We start from the raw sequence: 17,953 nt of genomic DNA, 5'->3' as shown, positions 1-17,953 counted from the left end.
CGAAACTTGTGTAACTTTACGCTTTAATTTTGACGATAATACATGGAAAAGATCCTCAATGGTGACTATTAAAGATGTCGCTGCGCATGCAGGAGTTGCCTTCAAAACGGTATCCCGGGTAGTGAACAATGATCCTACCGTTAAACAAAAAAACCGCGAAAAGGTGCTTAATTCCATACAAGTGCTGGGGTATAGGCCAAATCGTGCGGCGCAATTAACCCGCCGCAAAAAATCAGGTGTTATTGGATTTATTGCCGATGAGCTATTAAAGGTTCCATACACCTTTGACCTTATCCGCGGCGCCCAAGACCTGGCGTGGGAAAACAACAAAGAGCTCATGGTATTAAACGTTAATATCAATAAATACAGTGTGGATGGAGCGCTGAACCATTTATTCCAGCATCGTGCTGAAGGGGTAATTTATGCTTCGATGTATCACAGAGCGGTAAAACTCCCATCCGCTTTCGAAGAGCTTCCCACCGTATTAGCAAATTGCTACGATTTATCTAACTCGTATCCTTCCATCGTTCCGGATGAAAGAAATGCAGCCAAAGAGATAACCCTCAGCATGTTGCGTCAAGGTTATAAGCGTTTGGTTTTCTTGAATCTAAACGAAAATATTATTGCTGCTAAGCTACGTAAATTAGGTGTTGAAGACGCGTTTGCCGAATTTGGCGCTGATAAAACTAACCTCATTATTGAATCAGTCATTATCGGTAGTGAACACAATGAGTATTCCGTTGCCCGCAAACGGGCGGCAGAGTTAATTCGCGGTTTTAAGCCTGACGCCATATTGTGTGGGCAGGATCCTATGGCGGTGGAAGTTTACTTTGTGGTTCAGGCACTAGGCTTAACGGTTGGCAAAGATATCGGCATAGGCAGTTTTGATGATTGGGATACTATCCCCGGTTTGCTGCAACCGGCGCTCTCTACCATGGCGCTTCCCCACTACGAGATGGGTCAATGGGCATTTAATTATTTGCTAAGCGGCCAGACTGAGAAAACCACCCAAATGGCACCCTTTACGTTGATTAGTCGGCACTCCTACTAACAGACTTAAGCCTTTCCAGACAAGGCTTTTCGTCCAATAGCCACATAGAAATCAACAAATTGGTGGCTACAACCCCAGCCAATAATAAATACGCTTCGGCAAAGCCGAATGTGTCGTAAAGTTCCCCTACCTGTGAAGACAGAGCGGTGGTAACGACTTGCATAAATACATTAAAACCAACCAGGTAGATAGTGGCAGAAAGCCGCGCGTCAAAGTGCAAAACGATATATTTAAATATGGCTACCAAGAGGATAGGCAGTTCTAGCGCATGAAGTAGTTTTAATAGTGAAATGAGTATCGGTCCGTCGGCTAAGCCCGACATGGCCATTCTGACCACCATGACCAGGCCACTTAATAACAGACCATTTTTAGCTCCTATACGGTTTACAATTGCTGGAGCAAGAAACATCAGTCCTGCTTCCAAAAACACCTGAAAGGAATTCAGGTAACCGTAAAACCGGTTTCCTTGAGCGATATCTGCAAAAAAGGAGGCAAAATAAATCGGGAACTGCTGTTCATAAATTTGATAGATACACGATACCCCCATCACGTACAGGCTCAGACGCCAGAAGGCAGGTAAACTAAACACGCCTATAAGCTCGGTAAATGTCACTTTCGTAGAAATAGTGGGCCCAACCTGGATAAGCGGGGAAGGTAGCCAGATTAAACATATTAAAAAGCCTATACCGGTTAAACTGGCAAGCCAAAAGTTTAGCTCTGGATTGACGTTGAACAGATTTCCTGCCACGAAGCTGGCGCACGCCCAACCAAGCGAGCCCCACAGCCGGGCTTTACCGAATTCTACTGCATGCTGTCTTACTACCCTTTCGATTAGCGCTTCAAGCGTGCCCACCGCCGCCCCAAAGGTGAGGGCGAAATAAACAGCCCCGACCACCACCCCGACTATAAAATACCTATCCAGTAGCGGACGGTAAACCAACTCAAAGAATGGGCCGGTAATAACCAATAGCCCTCCTACTAGCACCAGCAGTTGTTTCTGGGTGCCAAGGCGATCCTGGATTACGCCGTAAAAGGGCATAATGATTAACGCTGCTAAAGCGTTAGCACCGAAGATGGTACCAATATCTTTACCATTTAATTGAAGTGTTTGGCTTAGCCATAATGGGAATAGCGAAAAACAAAATGACCAGGTGTTGAAAAAGGCAAAAAGGGTTAGCGACGACGACCAATAGGCCGTTGTCGCTATTTTTTGAATGCTATCGGGTTTACCCACGATGGCTTTATTCATCAGCCCATATAGAAGCAAGGCGTTCTATGGATAACTGGCTTACGCTGCTACTTTTGGCGTCCAGCTGCAGCGTATTGTAAACAGCCGTGGGAAACACCAACATTGTCATCACTGTCGTGCCATTATCGATAAACAGTTCAACTGAAGATCGGTCGACCACCAGCACTACTTCAATGTCCTCATCGGTTTGGGTGGTGACGAGGGGGGCATGTTGGATGGTGGCAAACTCGTCACTAAAATCAATCCTGCCGGATTGTCGTCTATCAAAAAACACCTCGGCATTGTTGGTATCAATGGTTAAAAACACGGCTTCACCAGAGTCATTTTCAAGGGACAATAAGGTTTTTTCCGACGCTTGAGATGCGATCTTAAACCGGTAACGTAACGCCGCTTCCCTGCCAGTGGTATCTTCCGAACCCAGGCTTATAGATTCGCCCGCCTTCATTTTTGTCTTTGTGACAGATTCTTCAGCCAATTGGTCTACTTCAGCGATAAGTCGATTTTGTAGTCTGAGGCCCTGGCCAGTTTTAGTTAAATGCAATGTACGCGGTAAAGTCATAGCACTTCGCCACTGCTGCGTAGGAACCTCATTTGCATACAGCCAGTTGCTCATCCACCCCATAAAAATTCGGCGCTGCTCATTACTGGAAGGAGATGTGAAAAACGTCACACCGGCGTAATTATCGGTCCCATAATCAAGCCAGATAGCCGGCTCGGCCCGATTGGTAGCCGGCTGGTCAGCGAATACTATATCGTCAATATAGGTATGCCCCCAGCTCCCGGAAGCTTCATCGATAATCTGCAATGTTGCCGTTTTTCCCGCCCACTGCTGTACGTTCCAGCTGGCAAAGGTGAGTTGTTCAGTATTTTTTCCGGTCTCGGTTTTTACTACTTTATTGTCTACCAGTAGCTGTATACCCACCTCGCCAGGCAGATTACCCCCTCCGATGCGAAAATTAATATAGGGTTGATTAATAGTAAATTCGGGCGAAACCAATGTACCGGTGGCCAGATCTTTGTCAGCAAAACTATTGATTAATCCTGCCCCTTGGTACCCCTCAGGCGCGGGCTGGCCAGGATATCCGCCATTAACAGGTGAAGACGTGAAGGCCTCGCCTGTTACGTTCCAACCGGATAACGTCGATTCGAAATTTTCAAACACCTGACCACTGGGAAACGTCGCTTCTGTAGGGGCTAGTGTGGCTTTCATGGTTTTATCCAAGGTGAAATTTTTGCCATCAAAATCGCCCACAAAATACTGTGTAGCAGAGCCACCATTAGGCCCTCCGGGCGAAATACTCACCAGTAAAACGTACCGTTCTTCGTCACTTCCTTCCACTGGTAGCAGCAGGAGTTCCGGACATTCCCATACACCGCCATGGTCTCCTACGTCCTTCCCAAATGTACTTTCGGCTGTCCAATCAATAAGATTAGGCGAACTGTAAAAGCCGATATGGTCTTTTTGCGCCAAAGCCATAATCCACTTGTTTGAATCAGCATGCCACATTACTTTAGGATCTCTAAAGTCGGCGATACCAGGGTTTTCGATAACCGGATTGTTACTGTGTTTTTTCCACGTTCGACCTTGATCCAGGCTGTAGGCCATAGCCTGGGTTTGATAATCGTCGCGTCCCTGCGCTTCTTTTTCAGCATTGTGATAGGTATACAATGCAACGATAGGTGGATTATCAACGGTCCCTAAACCACTGGTATTGTTCCAATCAACAACAGCGCTACCGGAAAATATCGTGCCCTGCTCGTCAGGGTAAAGGGCTATCGGAAGTTCCTCCCAGTGTAACAAATCCTTGCTCACTGCATGGCCCCAATGCATTGGCCCCCATACAGAGTCATTTGGATTATGCTGGAAAAAAAGATGATATTCTCCATTAAGGAAAAACATCCCGTTGGGGTCATTCATCCATTTCTCTTTAGGAGAAAAATGGACCTGCGGTCGAAAAGATTCATTCCTGGAAGCGACGGACTCTGATGCCGAAGAGGCGGGAGCTGAACTAATATTACTCATTGAACATCCGATTAAAGCTGAAGATAGGAAAACACTTGTTATTAATTTCATTCTTTTAGAGTCCTTTATTCGACAATGCTGCGGATACTTCTTCTAGCGAACGGCCTTTTGTTTCCGGCATCAAAAAACGCACAAACAATAACTGCAAAAACATTGCAAAAGCGAAAAATCCAAATACTTGAGTCGCGCTGAAGGCCTCTAAAACATAAGGCATGAATAACGCGATCAATGCGGCAAATACCCAGTGTGTGCCGCTTCCCAGAGACTGGCCTTTGGAACGCACCGCGTTGGGAAATATTTCGGCTATAAATACCCAAATTACCGCCCCCTGACCTATTGCATGGGAAGCGATGAAAACGAATATAGCACCGACTACCACAGCGCCTGCTGCCTGCGTAGAAAAAGCCCAGGTTACTGTACAAAGGGAAAGCAAATAACCAAACGAGCCCACATACATTAATGCCCGGCGACCATACTTATCGATAAGACTAACGCCGATCATGGTGAAGATAAGATTCACCAAACCTACACCGGCGGTAGATAGCAAGGCTGTACTAGCATCCAGACCCGCCATATCAAATACTCTGGGTGCGTAATAGATAATGAAGTTGATGCCGGATAATTGGTTGAAGGCCGCAATGAGAAAAGCCAGTGCGATTGGCAACTTATATTGAGGCTTAAACAAACGCCCTTCGTGCTTTTGTTCGCTGTCTCTGCGTATTGATGAAATAGTTTGCTCTACGTCGAGACTGCCTAAAGATTCCATGGTACGGCGCGCTTCGGCTTCATTATTGTTTTGTAGCAGCAGCCACCTGGGGCTTTCCGGCGCTTTTAATACCATTAATAGGTAGATAAGAGCTGGCACAGCTTCAATCCCCAGCATTAAACGCCAGTCTTGGACAATCACACCGGCTAAGAGGTAGTTTGATAGGAACGCAATTAAAATGCCGAATACAATTTGAAACTGATACATCGCTACCAGTCTTCCACGCATGCGCGGTGGTGCGATTTCAGAAATATAAGCCGGTACAGCAATTGAGGATATACCCACACCAACGCCACCGATAAACCGTAATGCGGCGAAAATATATGGATCGTTCGCCATCGCTGACCCTAAAGCTGATACCAGATAAAGTATACCAATCAGAATAAGCGTCTTTTTTCTTCCTAGTTTATCGCAAGGTTTGTTACCAAAAAGCGCGCCTAGCACCGTTCCCCATAACGCAGACGACATTACAAACAGTCCATGAACCAACGGTGATGTTTGCCATAATGCTTCAATAGCTTGGTCGGCCCCAGAGATTACAGCGGTGTCAAAACCAAATAGGAAACCGGCTACAGCCACCGTGACCGACCAGCTAATAATCTTATTCATAAAAATATATATCCTTCGATCGTTGCGCGGGGATTCGCTCCCCGCGAAAATTATTAATAGCCGGGATTCTGTAAGTAAATACCGCCGCTTAGATTAATTTGTTGATTAGGGATAGGCAGGTATTCATGCTTATTTTTCGTAAAATGGGCATCTTCCAGATAAGGCTTACGCGTACGTTCTACGTTAAAATAATCGTCTAACGTTTCTTTGGCTATCCCCCACCGAACCAAATCGAAAAACCGATGACCTTCCAGCCCAAGCTCTATACGGCGTTCAAAACGTAATGCTTGACGAGCCTGTTGCTGGTTTGCAAATGCTTGATAGGGTTCAATACGATAGAGGCTAGCTTCATTTAAACGTCCGGTACTTGCCGCAGCACGGTCTCGAATACGGTTTATAATAAGTCGCGCTTCATCCAGCCGGTTAAGCTCAATTAATGCCTCAGCTTTCCATAACAAAACATCGGCATAGCGAATCAGGGTAGTATTGAGGGAAAATATCGGGAAAGGTCCGTTTTCACCCCGACAATCACAATCGGGATGTTCTAAATCTTTCATCCCAGTGAAATTGCCATAAATAGCCGGTGCACGGGCCCAGCTATCCCCACCATGCAGTAAATCAGGATCATATTTGAAGGGCTTTCCCTCCATCGCTACAGTGTGGTCCAACCGAGGGTCAACGTAATCGCTTTGCGCGTTATAGAGGGTATCATTATAACCATCGAAGTCCGGTAACCCATCAGCCCCGGTTTTAAAGGCATTAACTAAATTTTCGGTAGGAACATGGAATCCACAACAGCCAAAGCCCCCCGCCATCGGCGCATTTAAGGCACTGGGCCAACTGCCTCGGCCATCAGGCGAACCATCATTAAGTGAGCGTTGAATGGCGAATACCGACTCTGGACTATTTTCAAACTCTGCGAGAAAGTTTTTTGCAAAATCATCATTTAAAGCGTAAACACCACTTTGTTCAATTTCGCTTACCAGACTAACCACTTCTTCCAGTTTGTCCTGATTTATATTGATAACGTTGTGCAGTTCATCTTGTTCATATGCTTGATAAAGCAGTGTTTTTGCAAGATAAGCTTTTGCGGATAATGCCGAAGCTCTGCCGATCTCACTTTGCTCTACTGGAAGGTTGTCCGAAGCAAAACGAAAATCTGCTGCAATCTTGTCCCATAACGCCTGATCGGACAAATCGTGATTAGACGCAGATTCCACTTCAACCTGCGTCATTGTTTCGTCAATCCACGGAATATGTTTATGGTGAATTTTTAAGTCGAAATAAAAAATTGCCCGGATAAATCGGAGTTCAGCAGCTTTTTCGTTTCCTTCTGGCAAGGCGTCAGCGGGCGTTTCAGCAATAACCTGTAAGGCAGAATTTGCACGGGAAATTCCAGTATAGTTACGTACCCATTTTTTGTTATTTAAATCTATAAGATCAGGTGGGAACGATTCCATATCCGGAACGATAGGATCAAACATAGATAGGGCGTGGTAGGCAAAAATATCTGAAGGACCATTGCCTCCCTTATGCGCATCCCCTCCTCTAAGGTCCCCGGTAGGCCATAAATAGTTAGGAGCGGTGTAATGATCGTTCCCTAAATAGGAATACGTGGCAATGACGAGAGAGTCAATATTCTGTGCAGTGGACACCTGATCTTCGGTCAGCACTGCCTGGGGTTCGGTGTTCAGTTCATCACTCCCCCCACAGGAAGTAACAGATATCGCAGTAAGACCAATAACCAATAGCTTTGTAAGTTGTTTCATAATTTTAAACCTGTGCTTAAATGCGCTTAGAACGACAATTCCAGACCGAGGGTGATGCGGCGCGGAACGGGAAACACCTCGTTTGGCGTCTCTGGATCTTGGCTTAAGGTACCGGATGGGGTAACAGTAAGAAGGTTTTGACCCTGTAAATAAATTCGCGCATCGCTAAGACCAAAGCGCTCAATAAAATCTAAGGACGGCGTGTATCCCACGCTAATGTTACGTAGTTTTAAGTAAGTGCCTTCTTCCCAAAAGAAACTTGATTGTCGCCCTTCCCCGTTGTTGTCGATGAGCGTTAAGGCAGGAACATCGCTATCAGTATTAGTGGGTGACCACGCATCCAGCGTGCGCGAACCATAATTTGAACCGATGTTTAGTGATGTAAAGTCGGTAAACAGACGCCAGTTATTTCGAATCTGGCCCCCTTTTACGCCTTGCCAGAACATGTTGAAGTCCCATGCCTGGTAACGAAAAGTAAAGTTCATCCCATAAATATAACTGGGATCAGTATCCGCAAAAAAGTCTTGGTCGTTTTCGTTGATAACGCCATTACCATCCAAGTCTTTAAAACGAATGCGCCCAGGCGCCGCGCCGGTTTGTATAGCATGCTCACTTACTTCAGCAGAACTTTGAAACAAGCCATCAGCCACATAGCCAAACACTGAATTGATAGACTTACCCAAGATAGTTTTATCCTGACCATTTCCCCCAAACGAATTGACGACATCCTCAGGTAATGAGGTCACGGTGTTTTGTGCGGTAGAAAGATTGAAGTTGATATCAATCTGAAGCTCGTCGGCCAGAAAATCTGGCTTGACCCATTTATCAAAGCCAACTACCAGTTCATAGCCTTCATTTTCGATGGTGCCCCCATTCACCCATTTCTGTGCACCTTCTCCCAGGGTCGCGATTGGCTGAGTTAATGTCAGGATATCCCGGGTCTCTTTTTTGAACCAATCAAGGCTTGCGTAGATTTCGCCATCTAATAGCTCAACATCAACCCCGATATTGGTTTGGGTAGAGGTTTCCCATTTTAAATCCGGATTGCCCGTTTGCGCTTTTACAAATCCCGAAGGTAATGTTCCGCTATTATTACCGCTGATATCATAAGCAGTCCCCTCGTCCTGTTGATCTGTGAATAGTGATTGGGTGGCATAACGTGGAACATAGGTAGTAAAGGTAGCATTTGTCGCAATCTCTTGGTTACCCGTTTCACCGATACTCGCTCTCAATTTAAGGGTATTTATGGCGCTGATATCAAAAAAGTCTTCATTGCTCACTACCCATCCTAAAGAAGCCGCCGGAAAATTACCGTACTCATTATTTTCACCAAAACGCGAAGAACCATCGCGGCGAATGGTAAAGGATGCTAAATAGCGATTGTTATAGTTGTAATCAATCCGGGCGAATTGCGAGTCCAGCGCCCAGGTTTCCCCTTCCCCTTCAACTCTGACATCTGATGTAGCCTGCGAAAGATATGCAAAGGCACGATCATCTGAAGCAAAGCCAGAACCTATCCCTCTTGATAGTTCTCGCTTATAGTCAATCTGCTCAATACCTGCTAAAAAGTTAAATTTGTGGTTTTCATCAGGTTGCCATTTATACGCAGCAGTAGCACTGGTTATAATGCTTTGATTGAAGTTGTCTTCAACGGAGAGGCGGTCGTTAGCACTTAACGAGCCGGCATTAAATGCTCGACGAAAATTTCTAAAGTAAAATTGGCCATAATCCAAAGCCACAGTACCGCGTAGAATTAAGTCTTCAATAGGCTCATATTCAGTATAAAAACTGGCCATTACTTTATTATAAGTATGATCATTATCCCGGTTTTGTTCTATAAGCCTTACCGGATTATCGCGGTCAGTTATGCCGGGCACCGGGCCGCCCCATCCTCCAACATCGTTATAGACTGGAACGATAGATTGCTGCTCAATAGACAAGCCTAAAATTTGCCCAGCCATATCATTTATAAGGTTTGCTTTCTGATCGGTGACAAGAAAGGTCTGCCCTACTTTCAGTTTATTCTCAATGATGTCGAACTCTGAATTTACACGAAATGAAAGGCGTTCAAACTTAGACCCATCCACAATACCTTCTGCGTCATAATATCCCAATGAGGCATAAAATTGAGCGCGCTCACTGCCGCCAGATACCGAAAAATTCATGTCGCTTACCAGCGATGTTCGGGTGACTTCATCAAACCAATTGGTTTGCGCAGCGCGTTGAACACCCTGGGGATCGGTATATTCAGGGATGGTTATTGAATATAATTCCGGATTATTAAAGTCCTGATTCCAGTCATAAGAATACAAAGGACTAGCGGAGTTCGGGTCCGCTCTATCATTTACTGCGGCCTGCCACACAACGTTGCCGCGCTCTTGTGTGCTCAACGGGTTAAGATCGTAGTTGTAATCTTCAACCGTTTGGTTGAAACGAAAATTGAAATCTAATCCGTCATATCCGCGTTTGGTGGTAACAACAATCACCCCGTTACCAGAACGAGCCCCATAAATACTGGCTGCGGCGGCGTCCCGTAAAACTTGGACGTCAGCTATATCATTGCCGTTAATCTCTTGCAGTCCAGACTTGGTCGGGATGCCGTCTATGATATATAACGGATCGTTGTTACCCAGTGGCCCTAAACCCTGCCCTCGGATTCTGACCGTGGCGCTAGAACTAGGATTACCGTTAGTAGTAATTTGCAAACCCGGCACTCTCCCTTGCAAATTTTGCATTATGTTACCTGCCGGTAAATCTGCTATGTCCTCTAGGTCAACTGTAGCAATGGCGCCGGTTAAATCAGTTTTCTCCACAGCGCTGTAACCGTAAGATATTTCGATAACTTCTACTTCTTGCGTAGCATCACTGCTATCAGTGTCTGACGTTTGTTGCGCCATGGCAGGCAAAGCGGTAAACAAGCATGCCAACGAGCTGGCTGTAAATGCTTGGCGAACCTGACGAGCCAATGGATGAAGTTTGGTATTTGTCATCTCACATTCCAATGTTGAAAAAGTAAAAACAGTAAAAACAACGTTGTCTTTTTGTTATACGCGGGACTTATTAAATAATCAACATTGGTTTAACACTTTTTTTTCATTCGCCATATCGGGGCTCTTTACGATGCTCATAGCAATACGCTCAGCTGATTAGAGACATTTTATATTTCTTCACGGGGAGGCGGGTTGTTAGGCACACTTTGGATGGGTAAAAAGAGCGCTGACCCCAAGCGGGCAATCAGGCGATTGCATAAGCAAAAAATAGCCCAGAGGATTAATGGAGGCCGAATGCCCAGCGATTGGGGTGAAGTGTACTCAGGGGGAGTTACTATGTGGGTACCTGCCGATTTAATCAGGTCGGTCCCCTGGGTTTCAAGGCCTGTAACAGTGGATAAATGGTATTGCCATAGCAGCAACGATACTTCCCCGAAATTGTCCACCGCTTTTCGTAATGGGATGCTACAAATGGCTAACCAAAGTTAAATTATTGGTTCACCAGAATTCACTATTTTAAGGCTTGGGAAAAAGAGGAACGGTCTGCGCTATATTTATAAAGCTCTGCATTATGGGTAGTACTGTATAACGTATGCCTGCTGCGCTACCATAATAGCGAACTCATTCTTCCTGAAGTAGTGTATTAGGCGTTGCCCCACCCCGGGCCCGACCTACCTTGTGGATAGGCTGAAACTCATGTCATCTTGTTTTTTCTAAGTCTATAAAATTTTCCCATGCTCTCGTCTCCACCAATTACAATATTAAAAATATCACTATATTTCATATACATAAGATACAGACTTATTTTTTATGTCGGCTTTGTATTACACATAATCTTTTGTCCGACTTTATAATGCGCGGCTTAGTACACGTTAACTGACCCGCCGGGCCCGTGGGGGTTGAAACTATTTACCGCTTTTATTACGACGATATTTTCACTTATTTATTCTCCTTATTTTATCTTACCGTATTTGCTTATAGCTCTTGATTCATAAGGCCTGGCACGAAGGAGCCAGGCTTACTGAACGACGTTGGTTAGCTTAACGTTTAAAATTTACCCACATTTAGGGTGAGAAAGAGGAAAAACTATGTTAATTTTTTATTACCAATAAGGATATTTGGTAACAAACATTAAATATTTCTCGGCATAGAACATAATAATAAGCCATATTACCAATTGGTCAGGCGCACGCATGATGTACTGTTTTACGGGTAGCTACCGTCTGCAACTACGGAATTTTTTCAATGAAGAAAGTACAATTCTCTATCGCCCTACTTGCCAGCAGCATTTCGCTGGCCCATGCAGCAACTTTTAATATTGCCAAACAGAACACCAGTTTTTCTATTGATGGAAATGGTGGGGCGATTGAAAGTCAGCCGCTTTATTTATGGAACTCGGACACCAATAACGTTAACCAACAGTGGGTACAGATTAGCCACGGTGATGGTTATTACTCGTTTAAAAAGCAAGATACTAACCTGTGCTGGGATGGGGGAAATGGTGGGTCTAATCGGCAACCGATAACACTGCAAAAGTGCGATTCCACCAATTACAATCAGCACTGGGAAAAAATAAAAATCACCTCGGGCGCTGAAGTCTATCGCTTCCAAAAGCGTAATGCCTCGGGCTATTCAATTGACGGAAATGGCGGCGCAGCTCGCCAGCAAGAGCTCTATTTATGGTCTTCCAATAGCGGTAATGTTAACCAGCAATGGCTACTGACACGCACAGACTCTGCTGCCCCTACGCCGGTTGCCAACGGTAGCCAGCTCTCTATAAACACGGCTTTTGATGATGGTAGTGGTCATGGTAGCTACCCCGCGACTAATGTGATAGATGGCAATACCGCGTTCTCTTCACGCTGGGCAGGCTCAGGCACACCCGTAAACCTTACAACCCAGCTTGATAACACCAGCGATGTTACCCAGGTAGGTATTGCATGGGGCCGCGGCGACACCCAAAGTTATACCTTTGAAATTTACGCGCGGCCAGGCACCAGTGGCACCTGGACAAAAGTGTACGATGATGTCAGTAGCGGTACGACTGCTGGTATCGAAGTCTACGATGTTACTGACATCGCAGCGCAGCAAATTCGTATTAAAACCTTTAGCAACTCTGCCGGTAGTAGCTGGACTAATATTGCCGAGGTTGAAGTATATGGCAGTGGTGAAAGCAGCGGCGGTTCAGGCGGTGGCACCCCTGTTGACACTAATCTGGATAGTAACAAGGCACCGTCGGAAAACTTTGACCTATCGCGTTGGTATTTAAGCGTACCGTCTGATGAAGATAATGACGGCAAAGCTGACTCTATTAAAGAATCTGAACTTAATGCAGGATATGAAAACAACCAGTATTTCTATACTGGTTCAGATGGCGGTATGGTGTTCAAAAGTACCATAGCCGGCTTCAAAACCTCTTCAGGTACCAGCTATACCCGTTCGGAATTAAGAGAGATGATACGCGCCGGAGATACTTCAATTGATACTCAGGGTGTGAACGGCAATAACTGGGTGTTCAGCTCCGCGCCATCCGCTGCGCAGCAGTTGGCGGGTGGTGTTGATGGTAATATGAAAGCTACTTTGTCTGTTAACCACGTCACCTCTTCTGGTGATAGCGGGCAGGTGGGCCGCGTGATAGTAGGTCAAATACATGCCTCGAGCGACGAGCCTGTACGCTTGTACTATCGTAAGCTACCTGGCCATGACAAAGGTTCTATCTATCTTGCCCACGAACCAGGAAACGGTAATAGTGAACAATGGTATGAACTTATTGGATCGCGTTCAAGTTCAGCCTCTGAACCGGCCGATGGTATCGCTCTGAATGAAGTATTTAGCTATGAAATTGACGTAAAGGGTAATGATCTTACAGTCAAAATTTTACGTGATGGCAAAGATACGATCACTCAGGAAGTAGATATGAGTAACAGCGGGTACGATATTGCAGATGAATATATGTACTTCAAAGCCGGTGTTTACAATCAAAACAACACCGGTAATGATAGCGATTACGTGCAAGCTACCTTCTACTCGCTTGTGGTCTCTCACGACTAAGCGAGACATAGAATAATGTGCTAGACAACAGCGCTACCTAATTGTTTTATAATATAGGTTATGAATCCGCTCGAACAGGTAGCGCTGTTCATTATGCAAGCAACGAAGGCGATGGGTGCAAGGCTTATCCCATGCCTTGCCCCGCTTTCCTCAACTACACTTCTGTGGCCTAAGCTGCTCTGATCTAAATTACTGTTGCTTAATCTGCTTTTACTGCCCTGTTCTTGCTTACTCTGTTCTTAATTAGCCCGTTGCAAGGGCGCTGTATTGAGATATTCTCACCGCCATATAAAAGGTTTTTCTGACACCGATAACGTCAATGAATACTACAAAGACTTATTGCGGTAGCTCTTTTTTATAAGGTAATAGCAGCCCCCTGACGCGATAATTATGGCCCCTAGCCCAATAACAGCCAGCGGATCCTATTTCTCCAGGTCTGACAAAATCAATTCACTTCAAATCATTTTTTACAAACAACAAAAAAGCAATTAAAAATCTAGCATTAACACAGTTGCATTAGATCATAATAAAAGCGCTTAACATTCTACCAGCTCACCCCAAAATCAGGATTACCCTTAAAAACAACAAAATAACGATAAGCTATCTTTTGGCACATGGCTTAGTGGAAGATAGGCCTGACGCCTTATCCAAAAGAAAAATATAAAATGATTATTGTAGAATTAAGTACAACATGAGGAACGAGTGCCGCTAAATAGGCTTGTTTAAAAGAATCGGAAAGCCAGTGTAAATATCCGTAACTAAATACGCTAAAGTTCCACAATGATCCTAAAAAGCTTGTAGGGTTAATAAGTGAATGTAAAATTGCCCATAGTAAAGTATTCGCAATACCGACCTTTAAAGGGGTTAAACCCGCTTTTAAGCCAAGTTTAATTATTAACGCTAGTAGATAGGTTTCTATTATCGGCGCAATAACAATATAACCTAATGTATCCCACCTATTTAATGAAAAATTGTCGTAGTGGTCTTGGGGAATGAAGCCCAAATCGAACAGTTCATTGATAGTGAATAACACTGCAACAATAAGCATCGCCCCTGCAACCGTTGCGATGCTATAACAGAGCAATGCCATATAAAAACCCGGGCGGGTTGTCACTGTTGATGGGTGACTTACGACCATATGATTATGCATACTGTTCTCCAATAAATAAGGCAGAGGTCTGATTGCCCTCTGCCTGTATGCTATAGTCGATTCGTTGCTGCCCCAAAGTGGGAAGCGTTGTGACTTAACCCTATCATCTGCGAACCAGCATATTTCATTCCATCCCACGCCATACCGCCTCCGGCAGAGCTAAAGCCAAATCGTAGCATCCGGCTAAAAATTCCACCACTCACTAACGGGATACCACAGGGCGTTAACTCAGTCATATTTTTCTCCTTAAAATGCTAAGTTTGCTTAGTTAACGACTAAGCACACGTCCTATAATGCCTGGGTGGCGAGCGTGAAAATACTATGCTCATGGCCAGATTTCCCATCCCAGATGGCTAACCCGCCCGTGTTAAGCAATGTAATGGGTGTGTATCAAGAACACCTGGCCGGGCATTCTATAGACGCTGAGAAACGTACTCAGATTGCAAACTACATTCGGGTGTACCATACGTTAGCCGGTAACGGGTAAATACTATAGCAAACCGGTAATATCGTGATGTGCTATACGCGCTCCGGCGATACCGTTTAGGGCAATTTTAAGGCTAGACGGGAAAGGTTCCATTAATCAAGGGCTAACGCACTTGAATTGACCAAAATTCTTTTCGGTGTGTTGCTTTGGGGGCGTTATTGAACCTAATAGCCTGCTTTGTGCAAGAAGCCGGCATTGTGCACTATGCAAGACCAGCCCCCCGTGCCAGCTGATGGTGTGTATCAGAGTGGCCATATCATTATAGGTAGGCGTGGATGTGTGTAGACCTGGTATCATCGGATTTATCTTCACTCAGCGACCATCTGGTTTTTGGTTTAGCGTCCAGACAATCCGGCCGCGCTCACCTTAAAAAACGCCCCATACCAATGTAACCTGTCCTATTCAGTGGTCCTAGAGATTGAGTTAAAGACACGGCACTTAATATTCCGATATAAAATCTCAACTCTGTTACACTCAACGCCTAGCTTTAAGTGAATTAGTTTTCGGGCTTTAGGTTCACAAGCTCGAATCTTCTCGCTTTTACAACCAAAACCTATTCTCCACACCAAATTACCTACACACCTCACTCTCGCTTGCAGTAAGGAGTGCCAACCCCTGTTGGTTCAAACGCTCAAGCACAAGGCAATACCATGAATATGACTTCTCTAGGCGTTATTGGTAGCTCTAAAAAAGAAGATGAACGGCGGGTGCCGATACATCCTGAACATTTATCCAGGATCCCCGAAACAATACGCAAGCAACTCATTTTTGAAACTGGCTATGGCGAACGCTTTGGTATCGATGATACTGCACTCAGCGCTCAGGTGGGAGGATTGGCATCAAGAGACGAGCTGTTGGAAACCATGAACACTGTCATTATCGCCAAACCGGTACTTGCCGATTTTGAGCAGTTACGGGTGGGCGGTGTACTCTGGGGGTATCCTCATTGCACTCAACAACGACGGATAACTCAGATTGCCATCGAGCGAAAACAGACATTAATCGCTTTTGAAGATATGTATGTCTGGGGTCCCCAGGGACAGGTTGGGCGGCATACGTTCTACAAAAATAACGAAATGGCGGGATATTGCGGGGTCATTCATGCGCTGCAGCTTAAGGGTATAGACGGGCATTATGGTAACCAGCGTAAAGCGATAATTTTCAGCTTTGGTGCCGTGAGTCGTGGTGCTATATATGCACTCAAAGCCCATGGTTTTCGCGATATTACTATCTGCATTCAGCGTCCCGACCACGAGGTCCGCGAAGAGATCCTTGATTGTCATTATGTGTGGCTAAAAGCTGGCGCTGCCGGCCAGGCAAGGATGATGGTGGTTGAACATGACGGTACAGAAAGACCATTGTGTGATTTAATCAGCGAATCGGGGCTCATTATCAATGGCATCTATCAAGACACCAATCACCCTATCGACTTTGTCATCGAACAAGAAAAAGCGTGTCTCAAGCCGGGCTGTTTAATTATTGATGTCAGTTGTGACGAAGGTATGGGTTTTTACTTTGCCAAGCCAACCACCTTTAAAAACCCTATGTTTCAAGTCGAAAAAGTGGATTACTACGCCGTTGATCATACGCCCAGCTATTTTTGGGAAAGTGCTTCACGGTCAATTTCTGCCGCATTAGTTTTCCATTTACCGGCCATAGCCGCAGGACCGGAAGGCTGGCAGAAAAATGAAACCATTCGTCGAGCCATCAATGTTGATAAAGGCATCATTCAAAAACCTGATATTCTGGCTTATCAAAACCGTCAACTTGCTTACCCACACCTGCCAATTTAGGGGCTACAGACCCATTTAACCGGGCCTTCCCTATATCACCTGACGTGCCGTGACTAAAACTTCACGGCAAACTTCAAAAATAGAAAGGGTAAGTTCCTGAGGTATGCCTACGAAATTAATACGATTACCCGCCACACCAAGGCGGTTCTGCGATATCGTCGAGCAACTTTAGAGTTCGCTTTCGTGAACTTGCCCAATATAGTTCACGCTACACCACAATATTATCCATAATTTTATAACATTTTTCTCTGCTTACCAGGGCGTGTTTGCACCGCCACTGGTTCACTAGGCACGAATAACCATACTTAAGAATGGATAGGTAGCTAACCAAGCGGCTAAACAATTATTTTGAATGTAATCGCTCATCTAAATGCCATACTAAAATCCCCCAACTTGATGGGATTAATCATGACAGTTCAACAAGTTATACCTTGAAACAAAGATCGCATCATCGGTCAGAAAAAGCCACAGCGAATATCTCATATTTTTTGGGGGGGGCCTGCAGACTTGGGCAGAAAGGTAAGACTAGAGATTTAGCGCTATTCACTCTTGGTTTGGATAGCAAGCTAAGAGGATGCGATCTGGTAAAACTTAAAGTGGCGGACGTATCATGTGGGCGTTCAATGCTGACTCGCTCTTATGTTGGCTAGCAGAACACAAGGTGCCCAGTACGATTGAACTAACTCCAGTGAACTAATTCCAGAGACCGGGGAGCCGATATCTGCATGAATAAACTACGCGAAACGATAAGAATCAGACTACCTATTTAACTCTAGCGCTACTGATTCAAAGCATATTTCAACCCAACAATTCAGCCGAATACTCCTTAGTTAAATAGCGAATTAGGGCTTGATACCTCGCTATACAGCGCTCAATAAATGTGAAGACCAAGCCTTATCTCATTTACAAAAAGATCAGGGACTCAAGGGGCATCCAGCTATTGCTGGGCTTCAAGAACTTGCCGAGCACTGTTCGTTATTTTGACCTCGAAGTGGAGGATGCCCTTGAGATATCA

General features: G+C 45.0%; 11 protein-coding genes. 4 read left to right on the top strand and 7 right to left on the bottom strand.

Features of this window, described 5'->3' with window-relative positions:
- Positions 1–58 precede the first annotated feature (58 nt).
- A complete protein-coding gene (locus tag D0Y50_RS08190; RefSeq protein WP_108566893.1) occupies positions 59–1,051 on the top strand; it encodes a LacI family DNA-binding transcriptional regulator in 993 nt (330 codons plus the stop codon).
- Here the strand turns inward: D0Y50_RS08190 and D0Y50_RS08185 are convergent.
- From D0Y50_RS08185 to D0Y50_RS08165, 5 genes are all read right to left on the bottom strand, one after another.
- Positions 1,032–2,300, bottom strand: a complete 1,269-nt coding sequence (locus D0Y50_RS08185) for an oligosaccharide MFS transporter (RefSeq protein WP_117316396.1) — start codon at positions 2,298–2,300, stop codon at positions 1,032–1,034. The genes D0Y50_RS08190 and D0Y50_RS08185 overlap by 20 nt on opposite strands.
- A complete protein-coding gene (locus D0Y50_RS08180) occupies positions 2,293–4,218 on the bottom strand; it encodes a glycoside hydrolase family 32 protein (protein WP_332308382.1) in 1,926 nt (641 codons plus the stop codon). Before D0Y50_RS08180 ends, D0Y50_RS08185 begins: the two co-directional genes overlap by 8 nt.
- A gap of 160 nt (positions 4,219–4,378) precedes the next feature.
- Positions 4,379–5,698 (bottom strand): sugar porter family MFS transporter, encoded by a 1,320-nt coding sequence (locus D0Y50_RS08175; protein WP_117316391.1) that lies wholly within the window; start codon positions 5,696–5,698, stop codon positions 4,379–4,381.
- A gap of 53 nt (positions 5,699–5,751) precedes the next feature.
- Positions 5,752–7,467, bottom strand: coding sequence for a RagB/SusD family nutrient uptake outer membrane protein (locus D0Y50_RS08170; RefSeq protein WP_108566889.1), 1,716 nt, complete (start codon positions 7,465–7,467; stop codon positions 5,752–5,754).
- 26 nt (positions 7,468–7,493) lie between these two features.
- Positions 7,494–10,457: a SusC/RagA family TonB-linked outer membrane protein gene (locus D0Y50_RS08165; protein WP_117316389.1), complete on the bottom strand. Its 2,964-nt coding sequence runs from the start codon at positions 10,455–10,457 to the stop codon at positions 7,494–7,496.
- Positions 10,458–11,702: 1,245 nt separating this feature from the next.
- Here D0Y50_RS08165 and D0Y50_RS08155 point away from each other — a divergent pair.
- Entirely contained in the window at positions 11,703–13,508 is a 1,806-nt protein-coding gene (locus tag D0Y50_RS08155) for a polysaccharide lyase family 7 protein (RefSeq protein ID WP_117316384.1), read from the top strand.
- A 643-nt stretch (positions 13,509–14,151) separates the two neighbouring features.
- On the opposite strand, the gene D0Y50_RS08150 is transcribed toward D0Y50_RS08155, so the two are convergent.
- Together D0Y50_RS08150 and D0Y50_RS08145 are read right to left on the bottom strand one after the other, a co-directional pair.
- Positions 14,152–14,658, bottom strand: coding sequence for a hypothetical protein (locus D0Y50_RS08150; protein ID WP_117316381.1), 507 nt, complete (start codon positions 14,656–14,658; stop codon positions 14,152–14,154).
- A gap of 50 nt (positions 14,659–14,708) precedes the next feature.
- Entirely contained in the window at positions 14,709–14,894 is a 186-nt protein-coding gene (locus D0Y50_RS08145; protein ID WP_117316379.1) for a hypothetical protein, read from the bottom strand.
- A gap of 74 nt (positions 14,895–14,968) precedes the next feature.
- On the opposite strand from D0Y50_RS08145, the gene D0Y50_RS19635 reads away from it, so the two are divergent.
- On the top strand, positions 14,969–15,145 hold the full coding sequence (locus D0Y50_RS19635; protein ID WP_218023567.1) for a hypothetical protein: 177 nt from the start codon (positions 14,969–14,971) through the stop codon (positions 15,143–15,145).
- 650 nt (positions 15,146–15,795) lie between these two features.
- The gene (locus D0Y50_RS08140; RefSeq protein WP_108566884.1) at positions 15,796–16,938 is read left to right on the top strand and encodes a N(5)-(carboxyethyl)ornithine synthase; all 1,143 of its coding nucleotides are present in this window, start codon (positions 15,796–15,798) and stop codon (positions 16,936–16,938) included.
- The last annotated feature ends 1,015 nt before the right edge of the window (positions 16,939–17,953 follow it).

This window comes from Salinimonas sediminis, from assembly GCF_003429285.1.
In the GTDB taxonomy this organism is placed as follows: domain Bacteria; phylum Pseudomonadota; class Gammaproteobacteria; order Enterobacterales; family Alteromonadaceae; genus Alteromonas; species Alteromonas indica.
This window is presented reverse-complemented; position numbering and strand designations above follow the sequence as displayed.

Excerpts from the sequence above, each read along its gene's own strand:
- D0Y50_RS08190 (WP_108566893.1), top strand. The coding sequence starts at position 59 with ATGGTGACTATTAAAGATGTCGCTGCGCATGCAGGAGTTGCCTTCAAA.
- D0Y50_RS08185 (WP_117316396.1), bottom strand. The coding sequence starts at position 2,300 with ATGAATAAAGCCATCGTGGGTAAACCCGATAGCATTCAAAAAATAGCG.
- D0Y50_RS08180 (WP_332308382.1), bottom strand. The coding sequence starts at position 4,218 with ATGAATGACCCCAACGGGATGTTTTTCCTTAATGGAGAATATCATCTT.
- D0Y50_RS08175 (WP_117316391.1), bottom strand. The coding sequence starts at position 5,698 with ATGAATAAGATTATTAGCTGGTCGGTCACGGTGGCTGTAGCCGGTTTC.
- D0Y50_RS08170 (WP_108566889.1), bottom strand. The coding sequence starts at position 7,467 with ATGAAACAACTTACAAAGCTATTGGTTATTGGTCTTACTGCGATATCT.
- D0Y50_RS08165 (WP_117316389.1), bottom strand. The coding sequence starts at position 10,457 with ATGACAAATACCAAACTTCATCCATTGGCTCGTCAGGTTCGCCAAGCA.
- D0Y50_RS08155 (WP_117316384.1), top strand. The coding sequence starts at position 11,703 with ATGAAGAAAGTACAATTCTCTATCGCCCTACTTGCCAGCAGCATTTCG.
- D0Y50_RS08150 (WP_117316381.1), bottom strand. The coding sequence starts at position 14,658 with ATGCATAATCATATGGTCGTAAGTCACCCATCAACAGTGACAACCCGC.
- D0Y50_RS08145 (WP_117316379.1), bottom strand. The coding sequence starts at position 14,894 with ATGACTGAGTTAACGCCCTGTGGTATCCCGTTAGTGAGTGGTGGAATT.
- D0Y50_RS08140 (WP_108566884.1), top strand. The coding sequence starts at position 15,796 with ATGAATATGACTTCTCTAGGCGTTATTGGTAGCTCTAAAAAAGAAGAT.